The sequence below is a fragment of the Azospirillum sp. B21 genome, from assembly GCF_008364825.1.
GTDB lineage: Bacteria > Pseudomonadota > Alphaproteobacteria > Azospirillales > Azospirillaceae > Azospirillum.
In genome coordinates this window covers 260,589-285,034 of record NZ_VTTO01000005.1, presented here as the reverse complement: position 1 = coordinate 285,034, position 24,446 = coordinate 260,589, and the positions used below count along the sequence as shown (strand labels likewise).

Sequence of the window (24,446 nt, the reverse complement as noted above, 5' to 3'; positions counted from 1 at the left end):
CACGGCCACACACTGTCTTGTACGAAAGTCCAATTATTGGCGTTACTGACCGATTGCTATCCTGGCCTTCCATCCGATCAGGAAACCACTGCCGGAACCTCCGATGGCGCCCGTGACCCGCCGCTGCTTTCTCTCCGGGCTTGCCGCATCCGTGGCGGCGCTTCCGCGCGGCGCCTCCGCCCGTCCGCTGGACGAGGTGATGGAGCGCGGCCGGCTGCGCGTCGCAGTCTACCGCGATTTCCGGCCCTTCTCCTTCCAGCAGGACGGGACCCTGGTCGGCATCGACGTGGACCTTGCCCGTGCCATCGCGGGAAAGCTGGGCGTGAAAGCCGACATCGTGGAGCAGATCGCCGGGGAGACCGTGTCCGACGACCTGCGCGTCGCGGTCTGGCGCGGCAGCCTGTTCGGCGGCGAGCTGGCCGACATCATGATGCACATCCCCTATGACAAGCAGTTCGGCCTGATGAACCCGGAAGCGGTGCTGTTCGGCCCCTACCATCACGAGGTGTTCGCCCTGGCCCGCGATCCGCAGCGGGTGCGCTCCGCCATGCTGGCGACCCTGCCGGAGGAACCGATCGCGGTGGAGATCGACAGCATCCCCGACTTCTTCCTGCTGGGCCTGCAGGGCGGCCGGCTGCGCAGCCACGTCATCCACTGCCCGACGCCCGAGGCCGCCGTGGAGAAGCTGACATCCGGCGAGGCCGCCGCGGTGCTGGCGCCGCTCAGCCAGGTGCAGGCGGCATTGGGCGCGCGGGCGGAGCAGTTCCCCATCACCACCGTGACCCTGCCTGGAATGATGACGTCGAGCTGGAACGTCGGCATGGCGACCAAGGAGAACTCCCGCGACCTCGTCTATGCCATCGGCGACGCGGTGACCGCCCTGACCGAGGACGGAACGATGGCGAAGATTTTCGCCAGCTACGGCGCCACCCACACCCCGCCTCCGCTGGTGGAGTGAGGGGACGATGGGGAGGAACGGCATGCGACACGCCTTGCTCGGAAGCCACCTGACCGCAGCGCTGCTGGCGGCAGCCACTCCGGCATTCGCCGCGCCCTCTCCGTCCGACCCGCTCGGCTCCGTGATGTGGGAGGCGTTGCGCGAGCAGTATTTCGCCGACGCGCCGGTGGTGTTCGACAATGCCGTGAAGGTCACCGCCCCGGCCTCGGCGGAAGACACCCGTGCGGTGCCGCTGTCCGTCGACGCCACCGCCCTGGGACAGGTGGTGGAGATGCTGGCGATTGCCGACCTCAACCCCTTTCCGCTGATCCTGCGCTATCACCCCGGCACTGCCGCGCCCTACATCGCCACCCGCATCAAGATCCAGCAGGCGACCGCCGTGCGCGGCGCGGCGCGGACCGCAGACGGCGTGTGGCATGTGTCGGGCGTCCTGGTCGATGCGGCGGGCGGCGGCTGCAGCGCCCCGCCGGTGTCCTATGCGCAGAAGGATTGGGCCGACCATGTCGGCAAGGTGCAGGCCCGGCTGTGGCCGGCGGATTCGGACGGGGTGGCACGGCTGCGGCTGCGCATCCGCCATCCCAATGACACCGGCCTTGTCGACGGCATCCCCGCCTTCTTCGTCGAGACCCTGACGGTGCAGGCGCAGACCCCCGGCGGCCCGGCCGAACTGGCGCGGATCGACAGCCTGGAGCCGGTGTCGGAGAACCCGGTCTATTCGCTGGACGTCCGCCCGCCGCCGGACGCCAAGGCGCTGGTGCTGCGCGGCCGCGACAACCAGGGCGGCGAGATCGACGCGATCATCCCGATGCCGCCGCCCGGCGCCCGGCCGGCGATGACGCTGCGCCCGACCGATCCAATGCGGAGCGTTGGGCAATGACGATGAAGCTCCTGCGCCGGCTGGCGCTCGCCGCCGCTTTAACCGCAGGTCTCGCGACCGCCGCCCAGGCCGCCGGCCCGCTGACCTACGACCTGAAGCCGACACGCATTGCCCCCGACACCTATGTGTTCGAGGGATCGACCAAGCATTTCACCCGTGCCAACGGCGGCAACATCCTGAATTCCGGCTTCATCGTCACCTCCGACGGGGTGATCGTCATCCAGACCGGCCCATCCCGCCGCTATGGCGAGGAGATGCGCGCCGCCATCCGCAAGGTCACCGACAAGCCGATCCGCAAGGTCTTCATCAGCAACCTGCACCCCGATTACTGGCTGGGCTCCCAGGCCTTCGCCGACGTGCCGGTCGCGGCACTGCCCGGCACCATCGCCGGCATCCAGGAGGAGGGGAACGGCATCGCCGACAACATGTACCGGCTGGTCGGCGACTGGATGCGCGGGACCGAGGTGACGGTGCCGACCGAGCCGGTCTATGGCTCCACCGTCAAGTTCGGCGACCACCGGCTGCGGCTGATCCCGCTGGCCGGCCACACCGCCGCCGACCTGATGATCCTGGACGAGACGACGGGCGTGCTGTTCGCCGGCGGCGTCGTCTTCTGCAACCGCACCCCGACCACGCCCCATGCCTCCATCGCCGACTGGCTGAAGGAACTGGATGCGGTGGATGCGCTGGACATCCGGCTGCTGGTGCCCAACCACGGCAACATCCGCCCCGACAAGGCCTGCGTCGCCCAGACCCGCGACTGGCTGACCTGGCTGGACGGCACGCTGCGCCATGCGATGGACTCCGGCATGGACATGGCGGAAGCGCTGGAACTGCCAATACCCGAGCGCTTCGCAGTGCTCGACGTGCTGCGCGAAGAGTATCGCCGCTCCGTCGCCCATCTCTGGCCGAAGATCGAGCAGGAGAGCCTTCCCAAAGTCAATTGACGCTTGCGCCTGCTACTATCCGACAATTTACCCGACCGATCATCCGTCTACACTGCCGATATCGTGAAGCGACGCGGCCCTTGCGGCCGCCAACATCCTGATTGCCGCCCCGATCCCGCCCAGCACCGCCGGACCCGCCCGTCCTGCGGCAACGGTCGGACCTTGCCCGGGCGGTGCCGTCATCATCAGTATTGGGAGGCAACCGCACATGAAGCGTCTGGTTACAAGTCTCGCCCTGGCAGCCTCGCTGACCGCGTTCAGCGCCACCGGCGTTCTCGCCGCAGACGCCCCCTCCAGTGGCCCCTCCAACGAGGATCTGCTGAAGAGCGCCACCAACACCGAAGCGGTCCTGACCTATGGCATGGGTCCGCAGGCCCAGCGCTTCAGCCCGCTGACCGACCTGAACGCCGACACCGTCAAGAAGCTGGTCCCGGTCTGGTCCTTCTCCTTCGGCGGCGAGAAGCAGCGCGGACAGGAAGCCCAGCCCATCATCTATGACGGCACCATCTACGTCACCGGCTCCTACTCCCGCCTCTATGCGGTCGATGCCCGCACCGGCCAGAAGAAGTGGGAATACAACCACCGCCTGCCCGACGGCATCATGCCCTGCTGCGACGTGGTGAACCGCGGTGCGGCGATCTACAAGGACAAGATCTATTTCGCCACGCTGGACGCCCGCCTCGTCGCGCTGAACCGCGAGACCGGCAAGGTCGTCTGGAACAAGAAGCTGCAGGACTACAAGGAAGGCTATTCCAACACCGCCGCCCCGATGATCGTCGACGGCAAGATCATCACCGGCAATTCCGGCGGCGAGTTCGGCGTGATCGGCATGGTCGAGGCCCGCGATGCCGAGACGGGCGAGCTGGTCTGGCAGCGCCCGACCATCGAAGGCAACATGGGGACGCTGAACGGCAAGGAGTCGACCGTCACCGGCAAGACCAACGCCAGCTGGCCGGGCGACATGTACAAGACCGGCGGCGGCGCCACCTGGCTGGGCGGCACCTACGATCCGGAGACCAAGAGCCTGTTCTTCGGCACCGGCAACCCGGCGCCGTGGAATTCGCACCTGCGCCCCGGCGACAACCTCTACACCTCCTCCACGCTCGCCATCAATCCGGACAATGGCGAGATCAAGTGGCACTACCAGACCACGCCGCATGACGGCTGGGACTTCGACGGTGTGAACGAATTCGTGTCCTTCGACCTGAAGAAGGACGGCAAGGTGATCAAGGCCGGCGGCAAGGCCGACCGCAACGGCTTCTTCTACGTCATCGACCGCAACACCGGCAAACTGATCAACGCCACGCCTTTCGTCACCAAGATCACTTGGGCCAAGGGTATCGACATCGAGACCGGCCGTCCGATCTACGTCGACGAAAACCGTCCGGGCGCCCCGACCGAGGGCAGCGGCGATGCCAAGGGCAAGTCGGTCTTCGCGGCCCCCGCCTTCCTGGGTGCCAAGAACTGGATGCCGATGGCCTACAACCCGCAGACCGATCTGTTCTATGTCCCGGCCAACGAGTGGGGCATGGACATCTGGAACGAGCCGATCACCTACAAGAAGGGTGCGGCCTATCTCGGCGCCGGCTTCACCATCAAGCCGCTCTATGACGATTACATCGGCGCGCTGCGCGCGGTCGATCCGAAGACCGGCAAGATCGTTTGGGAATACAAGAACCCGGCCCCGCTGTGGGGCGGCGTCCTGACCACCGCCGGCAACCTCGTCTTCACCGGCACGCCGGAAGGCTTCCTGAAGGCCTTCGACGCCAAGTCGGGTCAGGAGGTCTGGAAGTTCCAGACCGGCTCCGGCGTGGTCGGCAGCCCGGTCACCTGGAAGATGGATGGCGAGCAGTATGTCGCCGTCGTCTCCGGCTGGGGCGGCGCCGTGCCGCTGTGGGGCGGCGACGTCGCCAAGCTGGTGAAGGACATCAACCAGGGCGGCTCGCTCTGGGTCTTCAAGCTGCCCAAGGCCTGATTGGTCCAGGACTGGAAGGGAAGGAGCGGACCGGAGCAATCCGGTCCGCTTGTTTCCATTTTGAGAAGTCGTCCAGTTGAATTATCTCCCTGTTCTGCTGTGTCCTACCATAGTCCAATTATTTGCCTGCCCCACTGCTGATAACGTCCGCTCATGCGAAGCAGAAGCCGCAGGGCGGCGAGAAACAGAGGGAACGTCTTACCCATGAATGCACGGATTCTTCGAATTGCAGCCGCTGTTGGTCTGATCGGTGCCGTGGCGCTCCCCGGCCTTGTCTACGTCCATGGCGATGTCGTGCCGCAGGCGGTCGATACCACCGGGTTGGAGAAGCTGGGCGACAAGTGGCGCGACAGCAACCCATACCGCAGCAACCAGCGCGCCATCGAGATCGGCTCCTCCGCCTTCAACCAGAATTGCGCGCGCTGTCATGGTCTGGGTGCGGTGTCCGGCGGCATCGCCCCCGACCTGCGCTATCTGGAGAAGGGCGATGCCGGCGACGAGTGGTTCAAGGAGCGTGTGATCAACGGATCCATCCGCAACGGCGTCACCTACATGCCGGCCTTCGGCGAGGCGCTGGGGCAGGAGGCGCTGTGGTCGATCCGCTCCTGGCTGGAAACCGTGCACGAGGAGTGATCCCCCGCCACCGGTCACCAAGCGCCGGTTCCCGATCCCGTTTTACTTCCCTGAAGGTGGTCATCCATGATTCGCAGAACCATTCGCAGAACCGCTTCCTTGGTCGCCATCACCGCGGCCCTGCTGACCGCACCGGCCGCCACGTCCTTCGCCGCCGACCGCGCCAGCCCCGAACAGGCCAAGTCGCTGGTCGCCGACGCCGTCGCCTATCTGAAGGCCAAGGGACCGGAGGAAGCCACCAAGGCGTTCCAGGACCCGAAGGGCAGCTTCCGCCGTGGCGAGCTGTATGTCTTCGTCTTCGACACCAACGGCCGTTACGTGGCCTCCGGTGCCAACCCGCGCCTTGCCGGTTCCGAGGCCGCCGACCTGAAGGACGCCGAAGGCAAGCCCATCGTTCAAGCGATGATCACCGAGACCAAGGACAAGCCGAGCGCCGTCATCGACTATGTCTGGCTGAACCGCCAGAGCAACAAGGTCGAGCACAAGCATTCCTACGTCACCCGCGACGGCAACTACATCGTCGGGGCGGGAACCTACGACCAGTGACGGTGCTGCGGGGCGGAGCGGGGGAGGCGAAGGCCGGCACCTCCGCATAGTCCGCCCCATCCTCCTATCGTTGAATATACGAACCATCTGCAATGCCCCTAGACTGAGGGTTCAACCAGACGCCGGGGACCGGACCATGTCGGCAGGCTGTACGAGACGGGCGACGCTGCTGGCCGCCGGCGCGCTTGCTGCGTCGGCCGCGCTCCGACCCGGATTCGCCGCCGAGCGGCCGGTGGTCCGCGCCGGGGTGCTGAAGTTCGGAACGGTCAGTTGGGAACTCGACACCGTCCGCGCCAACCGCTTCGACGAGCAGGCGGGGATCGACTTGCGGCTGGTGGAACTGGCCGGCAATCCGGCCACGCAGGTCGCGCTGCAGGCGGGCGGGGTGGAGGTCATCGTCTCCGACTGGCTGTGGGTGTCGCGGATGCGGACGAAGGGGGAGGCGCTGTCCTTCATCCCCTATTCCACCGCCGTCGGCGCGCTGGTGGTGCCGGCCGGTTCCGCGATTGCCGGGATCGCCGACCTGCGCGGCAAGCGCATCGGCGTCGCCGGCAGCCCGCTGGACAAGAGCTGGCTCTTGCTGAAGGCGCTGGCCGGCGACCGGCACGGCCTTGCGCTCGACAGCGACGCCCAGCCCTTCTTCGGCGCGCCTCCGCTGCTGAACAGCAAGGTTGCCGACGGCGACCTCGATGCCGTGCTGACCTACTGGCCCTTCGCCGCCCGGCTGGAGGCGCGGGGCATGCGCGTGCTGGTCACGGTGTCGGAAATGCTGACTGCATTGGGCCAGCCGGCGGACATCCCGTCCATCGGCTATGTCTTCCGCGAGGAGTGGGCGCGCGCCAACCCGGCCGCGCTTGCCGGATTCCAGGCAGCCACCGGCAAGGCGAAGGCCCTGCTGGCGCAATCGGACGCGGCCTGGGAGCGGCTGGCCCCGCTGATGCAGGCGGAGGACGACGCCACCTTCCGCACCCTGCGCGACCGCTACCGCGAGGGCATCCCCCGCCGCTGGACCGCGGAGGAGCAGGCCGGCGCCGCACAGCTCTATTCGCTGCTGGCCCGGCTCGGCGGGCGGGAACTCGTCGGCGACGCGTCGACGATCGCGCCCGGCACCTTCTGGACCGGCGGGGCATAGCCGGTGCGCCGCGCCCTGATGCCGCTGCTGTCGATCCTGCTGCTGCTGGCCTGCTGGCAGGCGGCGGCGATGCTGGTCGGCGGACGCCTGCTGCCGGGGCCTCTGCCGGTCGCCCAATCCCTGCTGCGCGAGGCGGAGAGCGGGGCGCTGTTCCACCATCTCGGCGCCACGCTGCTGCGGGTGTTGGGCGCCTTCGCGCTCGCCATGTCCATCGGCACCGGGCTGGGGGTGGCGATGGGCCGCTCCCTCTTCATCGACCGGCTGTTCGGGCCGTGGCTGGTCTTCTTTTTGAATCTGCCGGCGCTGGTGGTGATCGTGCTGGCCTATGTCTGGTTCGGCCTGACCGAGGCCGCGGCCATCGGTGCGGTGGCCGTCAACAAGATCCCCAACACGGTCGTCCTGGTGCGGGCCGGCGCCCGCGCAATCGACGAGGGGCTGATCGACATGGCCCATGTCTATCGCATGTCGCCCGCCGACCGGCTGCGCCATGTGCTGCTGCCGCAACTCACCCCCACCATCGCCGCTGCCGCGCGGTCGGGACTGGCGCTGATCTGGAAGATCGTGCTGGTGGTCGAACTGCTGGGCCGCAGCGACGGTGTCGGATTCCAGATCAACCTCCTTTTCCAGACGTTCGATGTCGCAGGAATCCTGGCTTACACCGTCGCGTTCGTGGCCGTGGTCCAGCTTTTGGAATACGGCGTCCTCCAACCGGTCGAGCGGCGCTTCCAGCGCTGGCGGCGCTTGCCCGCTGAAGCTTGAGATCCGCTCCAAGCGCTTCGGCGCGGTGGAGGCCGTGCGCGGCCTGTCGCTGTCCGCCTCGGCGGGGGAGGTCGTGGCCCTGGTCGGCCCCAGCGGCTGCGGCAAGACGACGGCGCTCGGTATCGTCGCCGGGCTGGACCGCGCCTTCGAGGGGGAGGTCGGCATCGGCACGCGCCCCGATGGCGAACCGGCCCGGCTGGGCTATGTGTTCCAGGAACCGCGGCTGCTGCCCTGGCGCACCGTGCGGCAGAATCTGGCGCTGGTCCTGCCCAAGGCGCAGCGCAGGGGGCCGGCGGTCGGCGCCATGCTCGACGCGCTGGAACTGACCCCCTTCGCCGACCGCTTCCCGACACAGCTGTCGCTGGGCATGGCGCGGCGGGTGGCGCTGGCCCGCGCCTTCGTGGTGGAACCGGACCTGTTGCTGATGGACGAGCCCTTCGTTTCACTGGACGAGCCGACGGCGCTCCGGCTGCGCGCTCTGCTGGCGGAATTGCTGGACCGGCGGCCGACCACCGTCCTGCTGGTGACGCACAATCTGCGCGAGGCGCTGGCGCTCGCCGACCGGCTGCTGCTGCTGGCGCCGTCGCCGGGGCGGGTGGTGGCCGAGGTGCCGGTGCCCATCCCTCGCGCCGCCCGTGACGATGCCACCATCGAAGCGTTGCGCCGCGACCTGCTGTCCCGTCCGGAACCGGCCTTCCGCCTGCTGGCGTGAGCCCTGCCGGTTTCCGGTGCATTTGCCCCCTCGTCCGGTCCGTCCGGGTGCGCTATGGTGCCTCCGGTGCCGGTTCGGTCCGGCGGTGTTGAAAGACGGCGGAGCCGGATGGCGTTCGGTCGGTGGACAGTGCGGCAGGTGCGGAGGCTCGGCCTGTTGGCCGGGATGGCCGCGTTGTTGCTGCAGGTCATCGCCTGGGGCTGGTTGCCGGTCGCGATCGCCGCTGCCGGGACCGGAGAGACGACGTCCCTGCAGATCTGTTCGGCCGGCGGCTTCGCGACGATCGACGTCGATCCTGCGGAATTCGGACCGGCGAATTACGGCATCGCCTTGACCGGCGAGGATCATGCCGCCGATGACGGCCACGGCGGCACCTCCGACCCGACACCCTTCGGCAGCGGCCATTGCCCGCTCTGCCCGCTGATCGCCGGGCTTGCCTTGCCGCCGCCGCCCCTGACGGTCGAGCCGGCCATGGCCGTCGCCAGCGACACCCGCCTGCTGCCGGGCGAGCGCATCGCCGCAGGCTGGTTCCTGTCGACGCTCCAGGCCCGTGGGCCCCCGTCTCACGCGTGATCTCGCACGCCTGACCTTCCTATTCAGCCATTCAATTCGCTGCGCATCGCGTGCCCCGATCCCGGTGGGATCCGTGCCGGCCGCATGCCATGCCCACATCCGTCTTCAGGAGAAGAAGTCAATGAAGCGCATTTTCGGCATCGCCACCGCTCTCGCTCTGTTCGGCGCTGGTGCCGCCCTGGCCCACAGCTATAAGGCCGGTCCGATCGACATCGGCCATCCCTGGGCCCGTGCCACCGCGCCGTCGGCGCCCAACGGCGGTGCCTATCTGTCGCTGACCAACACCGGCACGGCGGAAGACCGTCTGGTCGCCGCCTCCACCCCCGCCGCCGAAAAGGCGGAGCTGCACACCCATTTGAACGAGGATGGCGTGATGAAGATGCGTGAAGTGCCCTTCATTGCCATCGCACCCGGTGAATCGGTGAAGCTGGCGCCGGGCGGGCTGCACGTCATGCTGCTCGGCCTCAAAAAGCCGCTCGTGAAGGGCGAGCGCGTACCGTTGACCCTGAGCTTCGAGAAGGCCGGCAGCGTCGAGGTCGAACTCGCCGTCGAGGCCGCCGGCCAGAGCGGCTCCGACCACGGCCATAACCACATGGGTGCGGCGGTCGGCGCCGCGCATGGGCAGCCCCAGAAGCAGTAACGGAAAGCCCGCCGGCAGGTCATCCCCTGCCGGCGGACCCCTGGAATGACCCTGACGGGATGCAGTCAGCGCGGACGGTGACGGGCCAGCGCGTCGGTGATGTCCAGGTCGCGGAAGGGTTTGCCGATCACCGGACGCGCACGGTGGGCGTCGGGCAGCCCCTCCGCCCCATGACCGGTGGTGAAGATGAAGGGGATGCCGGCGACGGCCAATCGGTCGGCCACCGCATCCACCCGCTCGCCGCGGAGGTTGACGTCGAGCAGGGCGATGTCGAAGCCGCCCGCCTCGATCATCTCCAGCGCCGCCGCCACCGAGCCGGCCGGGCCGAGGCAGGTTACGCCCTGGTCGAGCAGGGCGTCCTCCAGGCTCATGGCGATCAGCGGCTCGTCTTCGACGATCAGAACGGTCAGGTCGGAAATGTTCGCGTCGGTCACTGCGGGCTCACTCGCGACGACAAGGGGATCACCAGCCGGCATCGCACGCCGGCAGGGTCGAAAGCAAGTGCCACATCGCCCTCCAACTCATGCGCAAGGCCCCTTTCGATCAGTCGGGAGCCGAAGCCGCGGCGGGTCGGCATCACCACCGGCGGCCCGCCGCTCTCGCGCCAGCGCAGCACCAGCGCGCCCGCATGACCGTCCTTGCCGGCGCGGACCGGCGGCTGGGCCGGCTTCGCGATCTCCCAATCCAGTTCCACCCGGCCGTTCTCCGCGGACAGGGCGCCATATTTGGCGGCGTTGGTGGCAAGCTCGTGGAAGGCGAGGTGCAGGGACACCGCGACCCCGGTCGTCAGGTTGACCGGCGGCCCGCCGACCTTGACGCGGCCGGCATGGACATGGGGTTCCAGCGTCAGAGCGGCGATCTCGCTCAGCGAGGCGCCCTGCCACTGGCGGCGGGTCAGCAGGTCATGGGCCTGTGCCAACGCGCGCAGACGGGACTGGAAGGCATCCGGAAACGCCTCAACCGACGGGGCGGCGCGCAAGGTCTGCTTGGCGATGGACTGCACCATCGCCAGGGTGTTCTTCACCCGGTGGTTCAACTCTTCCAGCAGCAGGAGTTGCCGCTCCTCCGCCTTCTTGCGGTCGGTGATGTTCAGCGAGACGCCGGCCAGTCCGGTCGGCGTGCCGTCCCGGTCGTAAACGGCGCGGCCGCGCACCTGCACCCAATGGACGCTGCCGTCGGACCAGACGGTACGGTACTCCATGTCCAGTGGAGAACCGCTGCTCACCGCCTGCCGAACCATCGCCTGCTGATAGTCGCGGTCCTCGGGATGGACATGCTCCAGCAGCCGGTCGTAGCTGGCGAGTTCATCCGGATCCGACAGGCCCAGGTTGGCGGCGCAGATCGAGGACACGCGCAGCCGGTTGTCCGCCAGCGTCAATTCCCATGAGCCGAGCCGCCCGGCCTCCAGCGCGAAACGCAGCCGTGCCTCGCTCTCTGCCAGGGCCTGGCGTTTATCGGCCAGTTCGTTGCGGTCGCGCGCCTCCACCAGGGCGCGGCGCACCACGACCTGCAGGCGCTCCATCCGCAGCTTGACCACATAGTCGGTAGCGCCCTTCTTCAGCGCTTCGATGGCGTTCTCTTCGCCAAGCATGCCGGACACGAAGATGAAGGGCACCCGCGGCAGCCGCTCCCGCGCGATGGCCAGCGCCGACATGCCGTCGAAATCGGGCAGGTCGAAGTCCGACAGGATCAGATCGTACGGGCCGCCATTCGTGACCGCAGCGATGAAGGACTGCCGGGTATCGACCCGCTGGACATCGAAATCATGGTCGTCGATCATCAGCAGGTGCTCGCGCACCAGATCCGCGTCCATGCCGTTGTCTTCCAAAAGCAGGACGCGGCAGGGAATCGGCAGCTTTGGATCGGCGGGCGTGCCGTCCGATACGTGGGTCCCTGCGGGCGGGTCGAGCAGCCTGGTCATCAGGTGCCGCGCGGACGTCGGGGATGGCAGCCGGGTGGCGGCTCGTTCAGGATCGCCCAGAAGCTGCCGATGTCGCGGATGGCGTCGAAGAACTCCTTGAAGCCGACCGGCTTGACGACGAAGGCGTTCACCCCCAGCCGGTAGCTGCGGACAAGATCCTGCTCCTCCTTGGAGGAGGTCAGCATGACCACCGGGATGGCGCGGGTGCTGTCGTTGGCCTTGATCCGCTGCAGCACCTCGATCCCGTCCACCTTCGGCAGCTTGATGTCGAGGATGATGACGGCCGGGTATTTCGGGTCGGTCGGCTTGGACACCGCCTCTCCATCCGCGTGGAACAGATAGGACAGCGCTTCCGCCCCGTCGCGGGCGACGACGATGTCGTTGGCGAGCTGCGCCTCCTCGAAGGCCTCCAGCGTCAGCTCCAGGTCCTTCGGGTTGTCCTCGACCAGCAGGATCGGTTTCAGCGTGGCCATTGGGCTACCTCGATTCGGCGGCTGCGGACCGCGGCAGGGAGAAATGGAAGGTCGCACCGTGATCCAGCTCGCCTTCCGCCCACACCCGGCCGCCGTGGCGCTCCACGATGCGGCGGACATTCGCGAGGCCGATGCCGATGCCTTCGAACTCCTCTTCGCGGTGCAGGCGCTGGAAAACGCCGAAGAGTTTACCGGCATAGGCCATGTCGAATCCACGGCCATTATCGCGCACATAGAACTGGTGCGCCTCGGCCGTGCTGCGGCAGCCGATCTCGATCTCCGGTTCGGCGCGGTCGCGGGAGTATTTGATGGCGTTTGACAGCAGGTTCTGCACCACCAGCCGCAGCATGGTTGGATCGCCGGTGACGGTCGGCAGCGGATGCACGGTCCAATGGACGTTGCGCCCCCGCAGGTCGGGTTCCAGCAGGTTGCGGACCTCCTCCACCAGCCGGGCAACGTCGACTTCCACCCGCGCCAGCGTGGCACGGCCGAGCTGCGAGAAGTGCAGAAGCCCGTCGACCAGCGTGCCGGCCGAACTCGCCGCCTCGATGATGCTGTCCAGGTAATGGCGTTCCCGGTCGCTCAGCTTGTCGGCGGCGCGGGAGCGCAGAAGCTCGGCATAGCTGGAGACGTGGCGGAAGGGGGCCCGCAGGTCGTGCGAGACGGAGTAGGAGAAGGCGGCAAGCTCGCCGTTGCTGCGGCGAAGCTCCTCGTTCAGCGCGGCCATCTCCTCGGCCTTGCGCAGCACGATGCTGACGATGGCGTTGCGGAAGTCTCCGGCGGCTTCGATCTCGCCATGGCGCCAGGGCAGGGACTGGCCGCGCACCGTCTCCTTCCAGGTCTCGAAGGAATTGCGCGGCGACAGCCGGCCGCTGTCGTCGACCGGCTTGTTGGGATCGCCGGCCCATTCGATGGAGCGCACGATCTCCGGCCGGAACCACAGGAGATAGCTGGGATGCAGCTGCGAGATGGAGATCGCCAGCAACCCGCTGGCGCTGGCGTCCATCCCGGCGGCGGCCTGCATCTCCACCGGCAACTGGTGGCTGGCGAACAGATCCTTGATGCCCTGACCGGCCAGTTCCGCGCCGATGGCCTCGACCACCGTCTGCGGCGGGGTGTGGCCGATCAGTCGGCAATCGCCGTCGAACAGGATGGCGGCGCCGTCGGCATTCACCAGCGACAGCAGATCCTCGCCATCCTCTGCCAGCCCGTCGATGAAGCGTTCCGCCGCGGCCATGTGGGCGAGCAGCCGGGCCTGGATGCTTTTGGAGCGGATGCGGTGATCGGCATCCTCCGCCCGCTCCAGCGCGATCATCTGGCTGGACAGCACCTGGCCCAGCAGGTCGCAGGCGGTGCGGATGGCGAAGGACACCTGCCGCGGTTCGGCATGATGGCAGGAGATCAGGCCCCACAGCCGCTCCCCGTCCATGACGGAGATCGACATCGAGGCCGGAGTGCCCATGTTGCGCATGTATTCCAGATGCACGGGCGACACGCTGCGCAGAACGGAGAAGCTGAGGTCGAGCGGCTCCGCCACTCCTTCTGCCGCCCGATCTGCCGACAGGATTGGAACCGGGCGGTAGCGGGCATCGGTGATCAGCCGCAAGCGGTTCAGCGCGTAGAGGCGCCGCGCCTGCTCCGGAATGTCTGAGGCGGGAAAGCGCAGGCCGCGGTAGGAGGGCAGGCGGCCGTTGCCGTCCTCGGCGATGACGGTGCCGTTCCACTGTTCGTCGAACCGATAGATTAGTACGCGGTCGAAGCCGGTCAGCGACCGCACCTCCTCCGCCGTGCAGGTCAGCAGCGTCTCGAAATCATGGGCCGCCTGCATGCGCCGGATGCCTTCGCGCATCTGCGGGTAGAGCGCCTCCAGCGTGCCGACGCCAGTGGCTTCGAGATCCTCCAGCTCCAGGATCACCAGCCCGCCGGACCGGTGGGCGATGGCCTGATGGTCGCTGCCGCCGCGCAGGTGCAGGATGTCGAGCTGTACCGGTTCGGCCGGGGCGGCACGCAGCCGGCGGACGAGCGACGTCATACCGTCGGCGTCGATCAGCCGGTCGATCGGCTGTCCGAAAGCCTCGTCGAGGGGGCGGTTGAGCACCGGGCCGGCTTCCGCACTCGCGCGGATCAGGCGCAGGCCGTCGGGTTCCAGCGCCAGGAGATGGCCGTGCGGCTGGATGCTGCCGGGAATATGAATCGGTTCGCGCGCGCAGGCGTCGAGGTCAAAACTGCCCGCCATGGTCTGGGGCCACGGTTCCGGTCCGGTTGCAGGCGTCACGATCGTCCTTTGCTCGTCTCGGTCACAGTCCGGCAGGCCTGCTTGACTCAGGCCCTCGTCACCAGAGTCTGCCGGATTCCCGTCGGAATTTCGACGGCAGTCTGAACAGTCCACGATGCAAAACCCGGCTCCGGCCGCACGCGTCGCGTTGCGGCGACCGGCACGGCAGGATATTCATCAGACCCTATACTTTCATTATCATAGGGCAAGTTTTCGGCCTGTTCCCAGAATTTTGTCTGATCTGCGCTTTAATCATAGGCCGAAAATCATATGCGATTTCATCTTATGGATCAGCTTATAGGTTCGGGTACTCCCGTTGTGCCTCATGGCAAGGCGGGAGCGGTGGGCAAGCGGCAACGATAAGGCTGGGGAAGGGGAGGAATTGGCGCAATGAAGACCGAGGTGACGCGCCTGCTGGGCATCGATTTTCCGATCGTTCAGGGCGGGATGCAGTGGGTCGGGCTGGCGGAACTGGCATCGGCGGTATCAAACGCCGGCGGGCTGGGCATCCTGACGGCGCTGACCCAGCCGACGCCGGAGGATCTGGCACAGGAGATCCGGCGCTGCCGCGGCATGACCGACCGGCCCTTCGGCGTGAACCTGACCATGCTGCCCGCGGTGACGCCGCCGCCCTACGAGCGCTATCTGGATGTCATCATCGACAGCGGCATCACCATCGTCGAGACTGCCGGCAACAGCCCGCGCGCCTTCGTCGAGCGCATGAAGGCGCACGGCATCCGCATCCTGCACAAATGCACCAGCGTCCGCCACGCGTTGAGCGCCGAGCGGGCCGGGGTGGACATCATCAGCATCGACGGCTTCGAATGCGCCGGCCATCCGGGGGAGGACGATATTCCCGGTCTGGTGCTGATCCCGGCGGCGGTGCGGGCGCTGAAGATTCCGGTCATCGCCTCCGGCGGCATCGCGGACGGACGCGGCATGGCGGCGGCGCTGGCGCTGGGCGCGCAGGGCGTCAACATGGGAACGCGCTTCCTCTGCACGCGGGAGGCGCCGGTGCATGACGCCATCAAGCAGGCGCTGGTCGCGGCCGGCGAACGCGACACCAACCTGATCCTGCGCAGCCTGCGCAACACCGCCCGCGTCTTCAAGAATGCGGTGTCGGACGAGGTGGTTGCGTTGGAACGCCGTCCCGGCGGCGCCGGGTTCGAGGAGATGCGTCCTCTCGTCGCCGGCCAGCGCGGCCGGGCGGCTTTGGAGTCCGGCGACGTCCAGGCCGGGGTGGTGTCGGCCGGAATGGTCATCGGCCTGATCGACGACATTCCGACCTGCGACGAGTTGATCCGCCGCATGGTCGCGGAGTGCCGGACCCACCTGCGCCGCGCGCTGGCGATGGCCGAGGAGTAGGCGGTCAGAAGATCAGCTTCAGAATGCCGGTGACGACCAGCAGGCCGATGATGAAGATGATCAGGATGGCCCAACCGAGGATCTTGAGCATGGTGGTGGTCCCTGTGTGGCTTCGTTCACGACATGGCGTCTTCGTATTCCGGTGACGCCACGCCCATGCTTGGATCAACCCGCCAGCCACGCTTCGGTTCCCGCGGGAGACGTGTGGGCGGAGTCGTTAACCCGCCGCGATAGGTGGCCGGGCTGCTTGCCGCTCACGCGAACTTCCGGGCGCCGGCGACGCACAGCACCACCAGCCCGGTCACCGCGATCATGGTCCAGGCGACCGGCTCGTGCAGCAGCAACCCCGCCAGCGCGAGGCCCAGGAGGGGCTGAAGCAACTGCAATTGCCCCACGCCTGCGATGCCGCCGAGCGCCAACCCGCGATACCAGAAGACGAACCCCACCAGCATGCTGAAGACCGAGACGTAACCCAGCCCGATCCAGGCCGGCGCAGCGACACCGGCCCAGCTTTCCGGCATCGTCAGGACAGCGGCCACCGCCATGGCCGGCGATGCCAGCACGAGCGCCCAGGAAATGACCTGCCAGCCGCCCAGCCGCCGGGACAGGACGGCACCCTCGGCATAGCCGAGCCCGCAGAGCAGAACTGCTGCGACCATCAGCAGGCCGCCGGCAAGCGATGCGCCGCCCCCCTGGGCCAGGGCGAAGCCGGCGACGGCGAATCCCCCGACGGTCGAGAACAGCCAGAAGGCCGGCTTCGGCCGTTCCCTCGACCGCAGCACGCCGAACAACGCGGTGGCGAGCGGCAGCAGCCCGATGAACACGATCGACTGCGCCGAGGTGATCCGTTGAAGCGCCAGTGCGGTCAGCAGGGGAAAGCCGACGACAACCCCGAGCGCCACGATGGCCAGCGGGCGCAGGTCGCTGCGCGCGGGCCGCGTCTGCCGCAGGATCGACAGCAGCGCGACCGCCAGTGCGGCCGCGATCACCGCCCGCGCCGAGGTCAGGAACAGCGGCGGGAATCCGGCCACCGCGACGCGTGTCGCCGGCAGCGAACCGCTGAAGATGACCACACCTAGCATTCCGCTGCCCCATCCCGCCGAAACCCACCGCATCCTGCCCCCCCGATCCACTCCATTCGCGGCGATCCTAGCGTCACATCCGCTGGCGAAGACAGCGACAGTCCCATACAATTCGACCAAACTGTATTGGTTACGGAGGCCACACGGATGGGAACGGCGCAGATGGCGGCGGTTGCACGATGAACAGCCGGACCGGAACCCGGACCAGCGAGGTGATGGAGGCGATCCGCCGCAGGATGGCAAGCCGCACGCTGTCGCCAGGTGATAAGCTGCCCTCGATCCGCAGCTTCGCCGCCACCATGGGCGTGTCGCCATCGACGGTGGTGGAAGCCTACGACAGGCTCGCCGCCGAAGGCGTGATCCGCTCTCGCCCCGGCTCGGGATTCTACGTGTCCGGCGCCGTGCCGCCGCTCGCCCTGGCCGAGGTCGAGCCCCGCCCCGACCGGACCATCGATCCGTTCTGGGTGTCGCGCCAGTCGCTCGATGCGTCGGCAGAGACATTGAAGCCCGGCTGCGGCTGGCTGCCGGCCGATTGGATGCCGAACACCGCGATCCGACGGGCGATCCGCCGTCTTGCAACTGCTGACGATGCCGTGCTGGCGGAGTATGGCGGCACGCGCGGATCGCTGCCGCTGCGCCGTCTGCTGGCCCGCCACTTCGCGGACGAAGGGATATCGGCGGGTGCCGACCAAATCCTTCTGACCGGCTCCGGGACCCAGGCCATCGACCTGATCTGCCGTTTCCTGCTGCGCCCCGGCGACGTGGTGCTCGTCGACGATCCCTGCTACTTCAATTTCCAGGCGCTGCTGCGCGCCCATCAGGCCCGGATCGTCGGTGTTCCCTATACCAGGCAGGGACCCGATGTGGCCCTCTTCACCGAAGCCCTGACGGCGCATCGGCCACGGCTCTACATCACCAACTCCGCGCTCCACAACCCGACCGGCGCGACGATGTCACCGCAAACGGCGCACAAGCTGCTCAGCGCCGCCGCCGCCCACGATCTCACCATCGTGGAGGACGACATCTTCGCCGGCTTCGAGCTCGAGCCGTCACCGCGGCTGGCGGTCCTCGACGGGTTGGCTCAGGTCATCCGCATCGGCAGCTTTTCCAAGACGCTGTCCGCCTCGATCCGTTGCGGCTACATCGCGGCCCGGCCGGATTGGGTGGAGGCGCTGGTCGATCTGCAAGTGGCGACGAGTTTCGGCGGCCCCAGCCCCGTCGCCGCCGAGCTTGTCCTGGCGACCTTGAGCGACGGCAGCTATCGCAAGCATCTCGACGCCCTGCGCCGGCGGCTGTCGCGGAGCCGCCGCGAGGTTGCGGCCAAGCTGGACGTGCTCGGCCTGCGTCCATGGCTGATGCCGCGCGGCGGATTCTATCTCTGGTGCAGCCTGCCCGACGGCCGGAACGCTGCCAAGGTTGCCAAAGCGGCTTTGCGCGAGACTGTGGTTCTCGCCCCCGGCGACGTCTTCAGCGTGTCCCGATCGGCTTCGGCGTTCCTGCGTTTCAATGTCGCCCAGATGGAGGACCCGCGGGTGTTCGACGTGCTGGCGCGCGCGATGGCGGCAGGAGAGTAGACACGGCGGACGCTCCACCGCTCCGTCGATCCGGCCTCCCATCCCGCGCGCTATGCGACATCGCATGCGGCCGCGTCAGTGCGTACCCGGATTTGCCCGCGCCTTGGCCACCACATTTGCAATGTCCGTCCAGGCCGGTTTGTCCGACGCGAAACGGCCGCGCAGGTACGCCATCAAATCCGCCACCTGTTTATCGGACAGGCTGTCGCGGAAAGCGGGCATATAGCCGAGGTCGCGGGTCGCCGGGTTCTGGATGCCGTGCAGGATGACACGGGCAAGGTTGTCGGGGCTGTCGCTGTGGACGTTGCTGTTCACCGCCATCGACGGACTGACACCGAACAGCGTCGGCCCATTGCCGTCGCTGTGACAGGCTTGGCAGGCGCCGTTGAAGATGCGCTCTCCATTGGCGGAATTGACGGGGGCCGGAGAGATCGCAGGCGTCTCCACGGCATCGCGGCCCACATGGCCGCCCAGCGAGGCGAGATAGACTGCCATCGCCCGCACATCCGCCTCCGGGGCGGTGGACAGTTCGTGCACCACCGCGGCCATCGGGCCAGCGGCGACGCCGTGCCGCTGGGAGAAGCCGGTGCGCAGATAGGTGAACAGGTCGTCTTCCGTCCAGGGCTTCGGCGCCTTGGACAGGCCGGTCAGGGCCGGCGCCTCCCACCCGTCGACCGTGCCGCCGGCCAGGAAAGCCTCGCCCAGCTTCTCCGCCCCCAGCGCGTTGCGCGGGCTGTGGCAGGCGGCGCAATGGCCGAGCCCGTTGACCAGATAGTTGCCGCGGTTCCACTCCGCAGTCTTCTGCGGGTCCGGTTTATAGGTCTCGCGGTTGAGGAACAGGGTGTTCCACCCCGCCATCATCGGGCGCAGGTTGAAGGGAAAGCGCATGGTGTTGGCCGGCGTCTCGCTGCGCACCGGCTGCTGCGTCATCATGTAGGCGTAGAGCGCCTGCATGTCGTCGTCGGTCATGTTGCGGAAGGCGGTGTAGGGGAAGGCCGGGTAGAGATGCCGGCCGTCGCGGCTGATCCCCTCGCGCATCGCCCGGTCAAAGGCGGCGAAGGACCAGCGCCCGATCCCGCTGTCCGGGTCCGGCGTGATGTTGGTGCTGTAGACGGTGCCGAACGGCGTCTCGAACGGCCGGCCGCCGGCATTGGTGGCGCCGTTCTCAACCGTATGGCAGACCGCGCAGTCGCCGAGCGCCGCCAGTTGCCGCCCGCGTTCGATGGTGGCCGACGACCACAGTCCAGCTGACGGTGGCGAGACCGGAGCGATTTCGGCGCGGAAGGGCAGGGCGCTGCTCGCCATGCCGATCATCACCCCGCATAAGCCGGTCAGCGAGGCGCCGAGCCATGCCTTCCACCCGCGCTTGCGCGGCTTGGCGGCTTCCGGCGGGGAGGGCGGGACCGGCTCGGATGGGCCGTTCAGCGCCTCGCGCACCCGCTCCGCGGTGATCGGCAGTTCGCGGAAGCGGATGCCGGTGGCGTCGAAGATGGCGTTGGCGATGGCCGCCGCGCTGGGGACGGACGCGGACTCGCCCGATCCCAGCGGCGGCTCGTTCTCGCGCGGCATCATCACCACGTCGATGTCCGGCACCTCGGGGAAGGTCATGATCGGGTAGCCGCCCCATTCCTTGGCGGCGACGACCGAGTCCTCGAACTCGACCTGCTCCTTCAGCACGCGACTGGTCGATTGGATGACGTTGCCGTGGATCTGGTGGCGCACGCCATCGGGGTTGATCATCTGCCCGGCGTCATGGCCGACCACCACGCGCGTCACCGCGATCTCGCCGGTCTTGCGGTCCACCGCCACGTCCGCCACCCAGGCCGCCCAGGCGGCGCCGAAGCCGGGGAACTTGCTGTGGATGTAGCGGGCATAGGCGAAGCCGCGCCCGCGCAGCACGTCGCCTTCCGGCGGGGTTTGCTGCGGGGCGGTGCGCGGCTGCCAGCCGGCGCGGCCGGCGACGGCGCGGATCAGGTCGGCGGCGCGTTCGTCCTCGGTCAGATGGCGCAGGCGGAACTCCACCGGATCGACCCCGGCGGCGAAGGCCAACTCGTCGATGTAGCTGTCATGGGCGAAGCTGTTGGGCATCGCCGACACGCCGCGCATCCAGGAGGCGCGGACGATGGGGGCCATGTCGTTGATGACCACCCGCATGTTCTCGTAATCGTAGGGCGGGATGGAGGTGCGGTCGCCCATCTCGAACACGGCGGCCACCGGATCGACCCGCCCGGTCAGCAGCAGCGCCAGCGTCGGCGCGCCGTTCGACGGATAGCTGGTGGCGAAGTCGTAGGCGACGATGCCGCCGTCGGCGCTGATGCCGCCATCGACCTCCATCAACTGGGCCGTGCCCTTCGGCTCCCACAGATGCTCCTGCTCGCGGGTCAGCTGGACGCGAACCGGACGGCCGACCGCCTGCGACAGCAAAAGCGCATCGGCCGCCACGTCGTCGGCGCAGTTGCGGCCATAGCAGCCGGCGGCCTCCATCCGCACCACGTCGATCCGCTCTTCCGGCCATTCCAGCAGCCAGGCGAGGTCGGCGCGCAGCAGATGCGGATTCTGGGTGCCGGACCAGACGGTCGCGCGGTCCGCCTTGCAGTCGGCCACCGCGCAGGACGGACCGATGGAGCCGTGCATCTGGTAGGGCCAGACATAGGTGCGCGTCATCCGCTGGTCGGCGGCGGCGAGCGCGGCATCGACGTCGCCCTTGTCCAGCACCTTGCGCGGCGTGCTCGGATTCTCGCGCAGGGCCTGGGCGAGGTTCGACAGATCCGGCAGCTTGCGGGTCCAGGGCCTCCAAGTGATCTTCAGCTCGCGTGCGGCCTTGATCGCCTGCTCCTCGCGTTCCGCCACCACGCCGACGAAGTCGCGCAGCACCACCACCTTGATGACGCCGGGGATGTGGGCGATGGAGGATTCGTCTATGCTCTCCAGGCTGTTGCCGACGAACTCGCCGCTGTCGATGCCGGCATAGGGCGGGCGGATCACCCGGCCATGCAGCATCCCCGGCAGCCGCAGGTCGTGGACATACGAGAATTCGCCGGTCGCCTTGGCCGGAATGTCGACGCGCGGCGCCCCCTTTCCGACCAGCTTGTACTGTTCCCGCGGCTTCAGCGGGGCCTTGCCGCTGATGCGCAGCTCCACCCGCTCGCCCCGCACGAGTTCGCCGTAGGAGATGCGGCGGTTGCCGTCGCCTGCAATCACCACCCCCTCTTCGACCCGCAGCTCTCCCGCGGGCACGCCGAACAGGGCGGCGGCGCGCTCCAGCAGGAAGCGGCGCGCCTCCGCCGCGGCGTTGCGCAGCGGCACGGCGGAGATCTGGATGGTGGCGCTGGCGATGGTGGCGCCCTGGTTCGGCGTGCGGCCGGTGTCGCCCAGCACCATGCGCAGCTGGTCCATGCGCAGGTCCAGCTCCTCCGCGACGATCTGGGTCAGCGCCGTCTGGATGCCGGTGCCGAGATCGACATGGCCGTTGAAGGCGAAGACCTGCCCATCGTCGCGCAGCGCCAGGAACAGCGCCGTTTCCGGCGGCTTCGGCGTCGCGGTGCCGCCCTTGGCGACCAGGCCTGGGGGCGGCTGGATCTCGTCAACGATCAGCAGGACGCCGGTCGCCGCCATCAGCTCCGCACGGGTCGGCGTCGGCTGGGATTGCGTTTCGGGCGTCGGGCCGGGCGTTGGGTTGATCGTCATGATGTGCTCCGGGGGAGGAGAGAAGCTGCGCAGCCCGCATGACGGCGCGCAGGATTTCGACATGGGTGCCGCAGCGGCACAGGTTGCCGGACAGGGCGCGGCGCACCTCGTCCATCGTCGGATTCTGGTTGCGGTCGAGCAGGGCCTTGGCGGTCATGATCATGCCGTTCATGCAATAGCCGCACTGGGCCGCCTGTTCCTCGATGAAGGCCTGCTGGACCGGGTGGGGTGCGCTGCTGCTGCCCAACCCTTCCAAGGTCACCACTTCTCGCCCTTCCGCGCCGGCCAGCGGGATCACGCAGGACCGGGCGGCGACGCCGTCGAGGATGACGGTGCAGGCACCGCACTCGCCGAGCCCGCAGCCGTATTTCGGCCCGTTCAGGGCCAGATCGTTGCGCAGGATGTAGAGCAGCGGCGTGTCGGCCATCGCCGTCACCGTGACGGCGCGGCCATTCACCCGCAGCGCGATGGTCTTTTCCATAAGGCGTCCGTCCGGTGCGATGGGATCCGCATCCCCGCGGCATTGGCAGGGTGACGTGGCATGTCGGCCATCCTGCGGTGGGTTACTCCTCCCCGTCCTGCGCGATCATCTTCTGCAGGACATGGGTGACGGCCAGCCGTTCCGCCGGGTTCAGCTGTCCCATGGTCATCTCGCTGATCCGCTTGGCGCAGGGGACCATGTCCTCCAGCAGCTGCCGCCCCTCGTCAGTCAGGCAGTTGATGACCTTGCGCCGGTCCTGGGCGTCGGAGGTCTGGCGGATCAGCCCGCGCGCCTTCAGCCGGTCGACGATGCCGCGGATCGTCGCCTGATCGATGGCGGTGGACTTCACCAGTTCGATCAGCGAACTCGGCCCGTTGTCGCGGATGGCGCAGAGCGTGACGAACTGAACCGAGGTCAGCTGAGGGTCGCAGGCGTTGCGCTGGAAGATGGCGAGGTGCCGCTGATAGGCCCGCCGCAGCAAATGGCCGATCTGGTCGGAGAAGACGTAATCGGCTTCACCGGGTCCGGTTTCGGCGCCGTCTTCAGGCAGCAGGTCTTGGGTCATCGGGGACAACATGCGGTGGACCGGGTGTGTGGCGGACGATAGCAGCGGCGGCGGGGGCAGGGAAGGGCGGCAGGCTTTCGGTCTCACTCCGCCCTCATGCCCCACTTCATGCCCTGGAGGCTTCCGGCGCCACCACGTCGCCGGCCAGCACCACCGGTTCGCCGTCCAGCAGGATGTCGCAGCCTCGCAAGGGGATGTCCATGTGGCAGGGAGTCTTGCGGCTGCCGCCAACCTCGGTGTTCGGGCCGGTGGAGAACAGGAAGTTGCCGTAGAAGGCGCGGGCGTCCATGCACATGCCGTCGTTCTTGTCGTGCAGGCCCATCGCCGTCCATTGCGCCCGCGGCTGCAGGCCCCAGCCGATGTGGGAGATGCCGTAGACCTCCGGATCCTTGAAGTAGGCCATGTAGTCGCGCAGGTACTCCGCCTCGAACCCGCCATGGATGCGGCGGATGAAGCCCTCCTCGATCTCCAGCGTCACCTTCTCCCGCACATAGGTCTTGAAGGGCAGCAGGATGTCGCCGACGTCGAGCACCAGCGTGCCTTCGGCGCTGCCCTCGTCCGGCCAGGAGAACAGGAACCCGCTCGGCCAATGGTCCCAGCGGCCGGGCTCGTCGGCGAAGCCGTACTCCGTGACCGTCGGATACTGGCCCAGCGTCGCGCGGAAATCGCTTCCGGCCTTGGAGGTGACGGCGATGGAGCGGGCGCGCTTCAGCCGTTCCGCCGCGGCGTTGACGCGGATCTTGTCCTCCTCCGTCGGCATGATGCGGGCCAGCACCTCCGGCGGCTCCACCGCCAGCAGGATGCGGGTGCCGGTCTTCAGGATCTGCTCCTGCTCCGGCGAATGCAGCAGCATCATGGTGTCGACGATCAGGTCCGCCGCCTCCAACGCGCGCTGGGCGGCGAGGTTGCCGGTCAGCGGCGTGTCGCCGCAATAGGCGGTCATGTCCATGCCCATGGCGCGCGGGTGGTTGAAGGCCGGCAGTTCGACTCCGTAGACGTTCGCCCCCAGGCGCTGGGCCGCGTCCATCGCCGCACGCACGATGCGCGGGTTGGAATAGTCGCTTTTCAGCACAGCGACGCTCTGGGTCTTGTCCACCTTGGACAGGGTCAGAACCCGTTCGAACATCTGCGTGAGTTCGCGATCGCTCACCGGCATCTCATCTCTCCCAACCTTGGTGGCCGCAGCCGCTGAATGCGCGTTCCGGGCCTTGTTTCCGGGTGGACATCCGCCGTCATCGTGGCGGGCTGACCAGGGTATATAGAGCGTATAA

At 67.9% G+C, this 24,446-nt stretch carries 22 protein-coding genes and 1 pseudogene; 13 read left to right on the top strand and 10 right to left on the bottom strand.

The features are described from left to right. Nucleotides 1–103: 103 nt before the first annotated feature. From FZ983_RS14765 to FZ983_RS14715, 11 genes are all read left to right on the top strand, one after another. Nucleotides 104–958, top strand: a complete 855-nt coding sequence (locus FZ983_RS14765) for a transporter substrate-binding domain-containing protein (RefSeq protein WP_149224268.1) — start codon at nucleotides 104–106, stop codon at nucleotides 956–958. Nucleotides 959–980: 22 nt separating this feature from the next. Next, nucleotides 981–1,835 carry a quinoprotein dehydrogenase-associated SoxYZ-like carrier gene (locus FZ983_RS14760; RefSeq protein WP_149224267.1) on the top strand — a complete coding sequence of 285 codons (855 nt, stop codon included), beginning with the start codon at nucleotides 981–983 and terminating at the stop codon, nucleotides 1,833–1,835. Next, nucleotides 1,832–2,782 (top strand): quinoprotein relay system zinc metallohydrolase 1, encoded by a 951-nt coding sequence (locus FZ983_RS14755; RefSeq protein ID WP_149224266.1) that lies wholly within the window; start codon nucleotides 1,832–1,834, stop codon nucleotides 2,780–2,782. Before FZ983_RS14760 ends, FZ983_RS14755 begins: the two co-directional genes overlap by 4 nt. A 208-nt stretch (nucleotides 2,783–2,990) precedes the next feature. Next, entirely contained in the window at nucleotides 2,991–4,757 is a 1,767-nt protein-coding gene (locus tag FZ983_RS14750) for a methanol/ethanol family PQQ-dependent dehydrogenase (RefSeq protein WP_149224265.1), read from the top strand. 204 nt (nucleotides 4,758–4,961) lie between these two features. Further along, nucleotides 4,962–5,390, top strand: coding sequence for a cytochrome c-550 PedF (gene pedF / locus FZ983_RS14745; protein WP_211102912.1), 429 nt, complete (start codon nucleotides 4,962–4,964; stop codon nucleotides 5,388–5,390). Between the two features lie 66 nt (nucleotides 5,391–5,456). Beyond that, on the top strand, nucleotides 5,457–5,936 hold the full coding sequence (locus tag FZ983_RS14740) for a cache domain-containing protein (protein ID WP_149224264.1): 480 nt from the start codon (nucleotides 5,457–5,459) through the stop codon (nucleotides 5,934–5,936). Between the two features lie 136 nt (nucleotides 5,937–6,072). After that, on the top strand, nucleotides 6,073–7,068 hold the full coding sequence (locus FZ983_RS14735) for an ABC transporter substrate-binding protein (protein ID WP_149224263.1): 996 nt from the start codon (nucleotides 6,073–6,075) through the stop codon (nucleotides 7,066–7,068). A gap of 3 nt (nucleotides 7,069–7,071) precedes the next feature. After that, nucleotides 7,072–7,827, top strand: a complete 756-nt coding sequence (locus FZ983_RS14730; RefSeq protein WP_348771051.1) for an ABC transporter permease — start codon at nucleotides 7,072–7,074, stop codon at nucleotides 7,825–7,827. Between the two features lie 34 nt (nucleotides 7,828–7,861). After that, a complete protein-coding gene (locus tag FZ983_RS14725; RefSeq protein ID WP_247883759.1) occupies nucleotides 7,862–8,539 on the top strand; it encodes an ABC transporter ATP-binding protein in 678 nt (225 codons plus the stop codon). A gap of 108 nt (nucleotides 8,540–8,647) precedes the next feature. Further along, nucleotides 8,648–9,112 (top strand): DUF2946 domain-containing protein, encoded by a 465-nt coding sequence (locus tag FZ983_RS14720; RefSeq protein ID WP_247883758.1) that lies wholly within the window; start codon nucleotides 8,648–8,650, stop codon nucleotides 9,110–9,112. Nucleotides 9,113–9,233: 121 nt separating this feature from the next. Beyond that, entirely contained in the window at nucleotides 9,234–9,752 is a 519-nt protein-coding gene (locus tag FZ983_RS14715) for a copper chaperone PCu(A)C (RefSeq protein ID WP_149224260.1), read from the top strand. A gap of 65 nt (nucleotides 9,753–9,817) precedes the next feature. Here FZ983_RS14715 and FZ983_RS14710 read toward each other — a convergent pair whose 3' ends face one another. Genes FZ983_RS14710 through FZ983_RS14695 form a run of 4 tightly spaced genes read right to left on the bottom strand, consistent with a single transcriptional unit; the run spans nucleotide 9,818 to nucleotide 14,421 of the window. Further along, a complete protein-coding gene (locus FZ983_RS14710) occupies nucleotides 9,818–10,186 on the bottom strand; it encodes a response regulator (protein ID WP_149224259.1) in 369 nt (122 codons plus the stop codon). Beyond that, a complete protein-coding gene (locus FZ983_RS14705) occupies nucleotides 10,183–11,673 on the bottom strand; it encodes an HWE histidine kinase domain-containing protein (protein WP_149224258.1) in 1,491 nt (496 codons plus the stop codon). Before FZ983_RS14705 ends, FZ983_RS14710 begins: the two co-directional genes overlap by 4 nt. Beyond that, entirely contained in the window at nucleotides 11,673–12,146 is a 474-nt protein-coding gene (locus FZ983_RS14700) for a response regulator (protein ID WP_149224257.1), read from the bottom strand. The genes FZ983_RS14705 and FZ983_RS14700 overlap by 1 nt, the downstream gene beginning before the upstream one ends. Before the next feature lie 4 nt (nucleotides 12,147–12,150). Further along, on the bottom strand, nucleotides 12,151–14,421 hold the full coding sequence (locus FZ983_RS14695) for an ATP-binding protein (protein ID WP_211102911.1): 2,271 nt from the start codon (nucleotides 14,419–14,421) through the stop codon (nucleotides 12,151–12,153). 390 nt (nucleotides 14,422–14,811) lie between these two features. Here FZ983_RS14695 and FZ983_RS14690 point away from each other — a divergent pair, with 390 nt between their 5' ends. Further along, nucleotides 14,812–15,786 (top strand): nitronate monooxygenase family protein, encoded by a 975-nt coding sequence (locus FZ983_RS14690; RefSeq protein ID WP_149224255.1) that lies wholly within the window; start codon nucleotides 14,812–14,814, stop codon nucleotides 15,784–15,786. Between the two features lie 4 nt (nucleotides 15,787–15,790). On the opposite strand, the gene FZ983_RS34080 is transcribed toward FZ983_RS14690, so the two are convergent. Next, nucleotides 15,791–15,967, bottom strand: a complete 177-nt coding sequence (locus FZ983_RS34080; RefSeq protein WP_188092351.1) for a hypothetical protein — start codon at nucleotides 15,965–15,967, stop codon at nucleotides 15,791–15,793. Nucleotides 15,968–16,040: 73 nt separating this feature from the next. Continuing rightward, nucleotides 16,041–16,901, bottom strand: coding sequence for a DMT family transporter (locus FZ983_RS14685; RefSeq protein WP_149224254.1), 861 nt, complete (start codon nucleotides 16,899–16,901; stop codon nucleotides 16,041–16,043). Between the two features lie 146 nt (nucleotides 16,902–17,047). Between FZ983_RS14685 and FZ983_RS14680 the strand changes: the two genes are divergently transcribed. Next, nucleotides 17,048–18,442, top strand: coding sequence for a PLP-dependent aminotransferase family protein (locus tag FZ983_RS14680; RefSeq protein ID WP_149224253.1), 1,395 nt, complete (start codon nucleotides 17,048–17,050; stop codon nucleotides 18,440–18,442). A gap of 75 nt (nucleotides 18,443–18,517) precedes the next feature. Here the strand turns inward: FZ983_RS14680 and FZ983_RS14675 are convergent, their stop codons facing one another. The 4 genes and pseudogenes from FZ983_RS14675 to FZ983_RS14660 form a co-directional block, all read right to left on the bottom strand. Continuing rightward, on the bottom strand, nucleotides 18,518–22,129 hold the full coding sequence (locus FZ983_RS14675) for a molybdopterin cofactor-binding domain-containing protein (RefSeq protein WP_149224252.1): 3,612 nt from the start codon (nucleotides 22,127–22,129) through the stop codon (nucleotides 18,518–18,520). Nucleotides 22,130–22,172: 43 nt separating this feature from the next. Next, nucleotides 22,173–22,610: pseudogene (locus FZ983_RS14670) on the bottom strand ((2Fe-2S)-binding protein); the annotation flags it as partial. Nucleotides 22,611–22,692: 82 nt separating this feature from the next. Beyond that, nucleotides 22,693–23,175, bottom strand: coding sequence for a MarR family transcriptional regulator (locus FZ983_RS14665; RefSeq protein ID WP_247883756.1), 483 nt, complete (start codon nucleotides 23,173–23,175; stop codon nucleotides 22,693–22,695). 106 nt (nucleotides 23,176–23,281) lie between these two features. Then, complete coding sequence (locus FZ983_RS14660; RefSeq protein WP_149224250.1) at nucleotides 23,282–24,331, bottom strand: 2,5-dihydroxypyridine 5,6-dioxygenase; 1,050 nt, start codon at nucleotides 24,329–24,331, stop codon at nucleotides 23,282–23,284. Nucleotides 24,332–24,446: the final 115 nt, after the last annotated feature.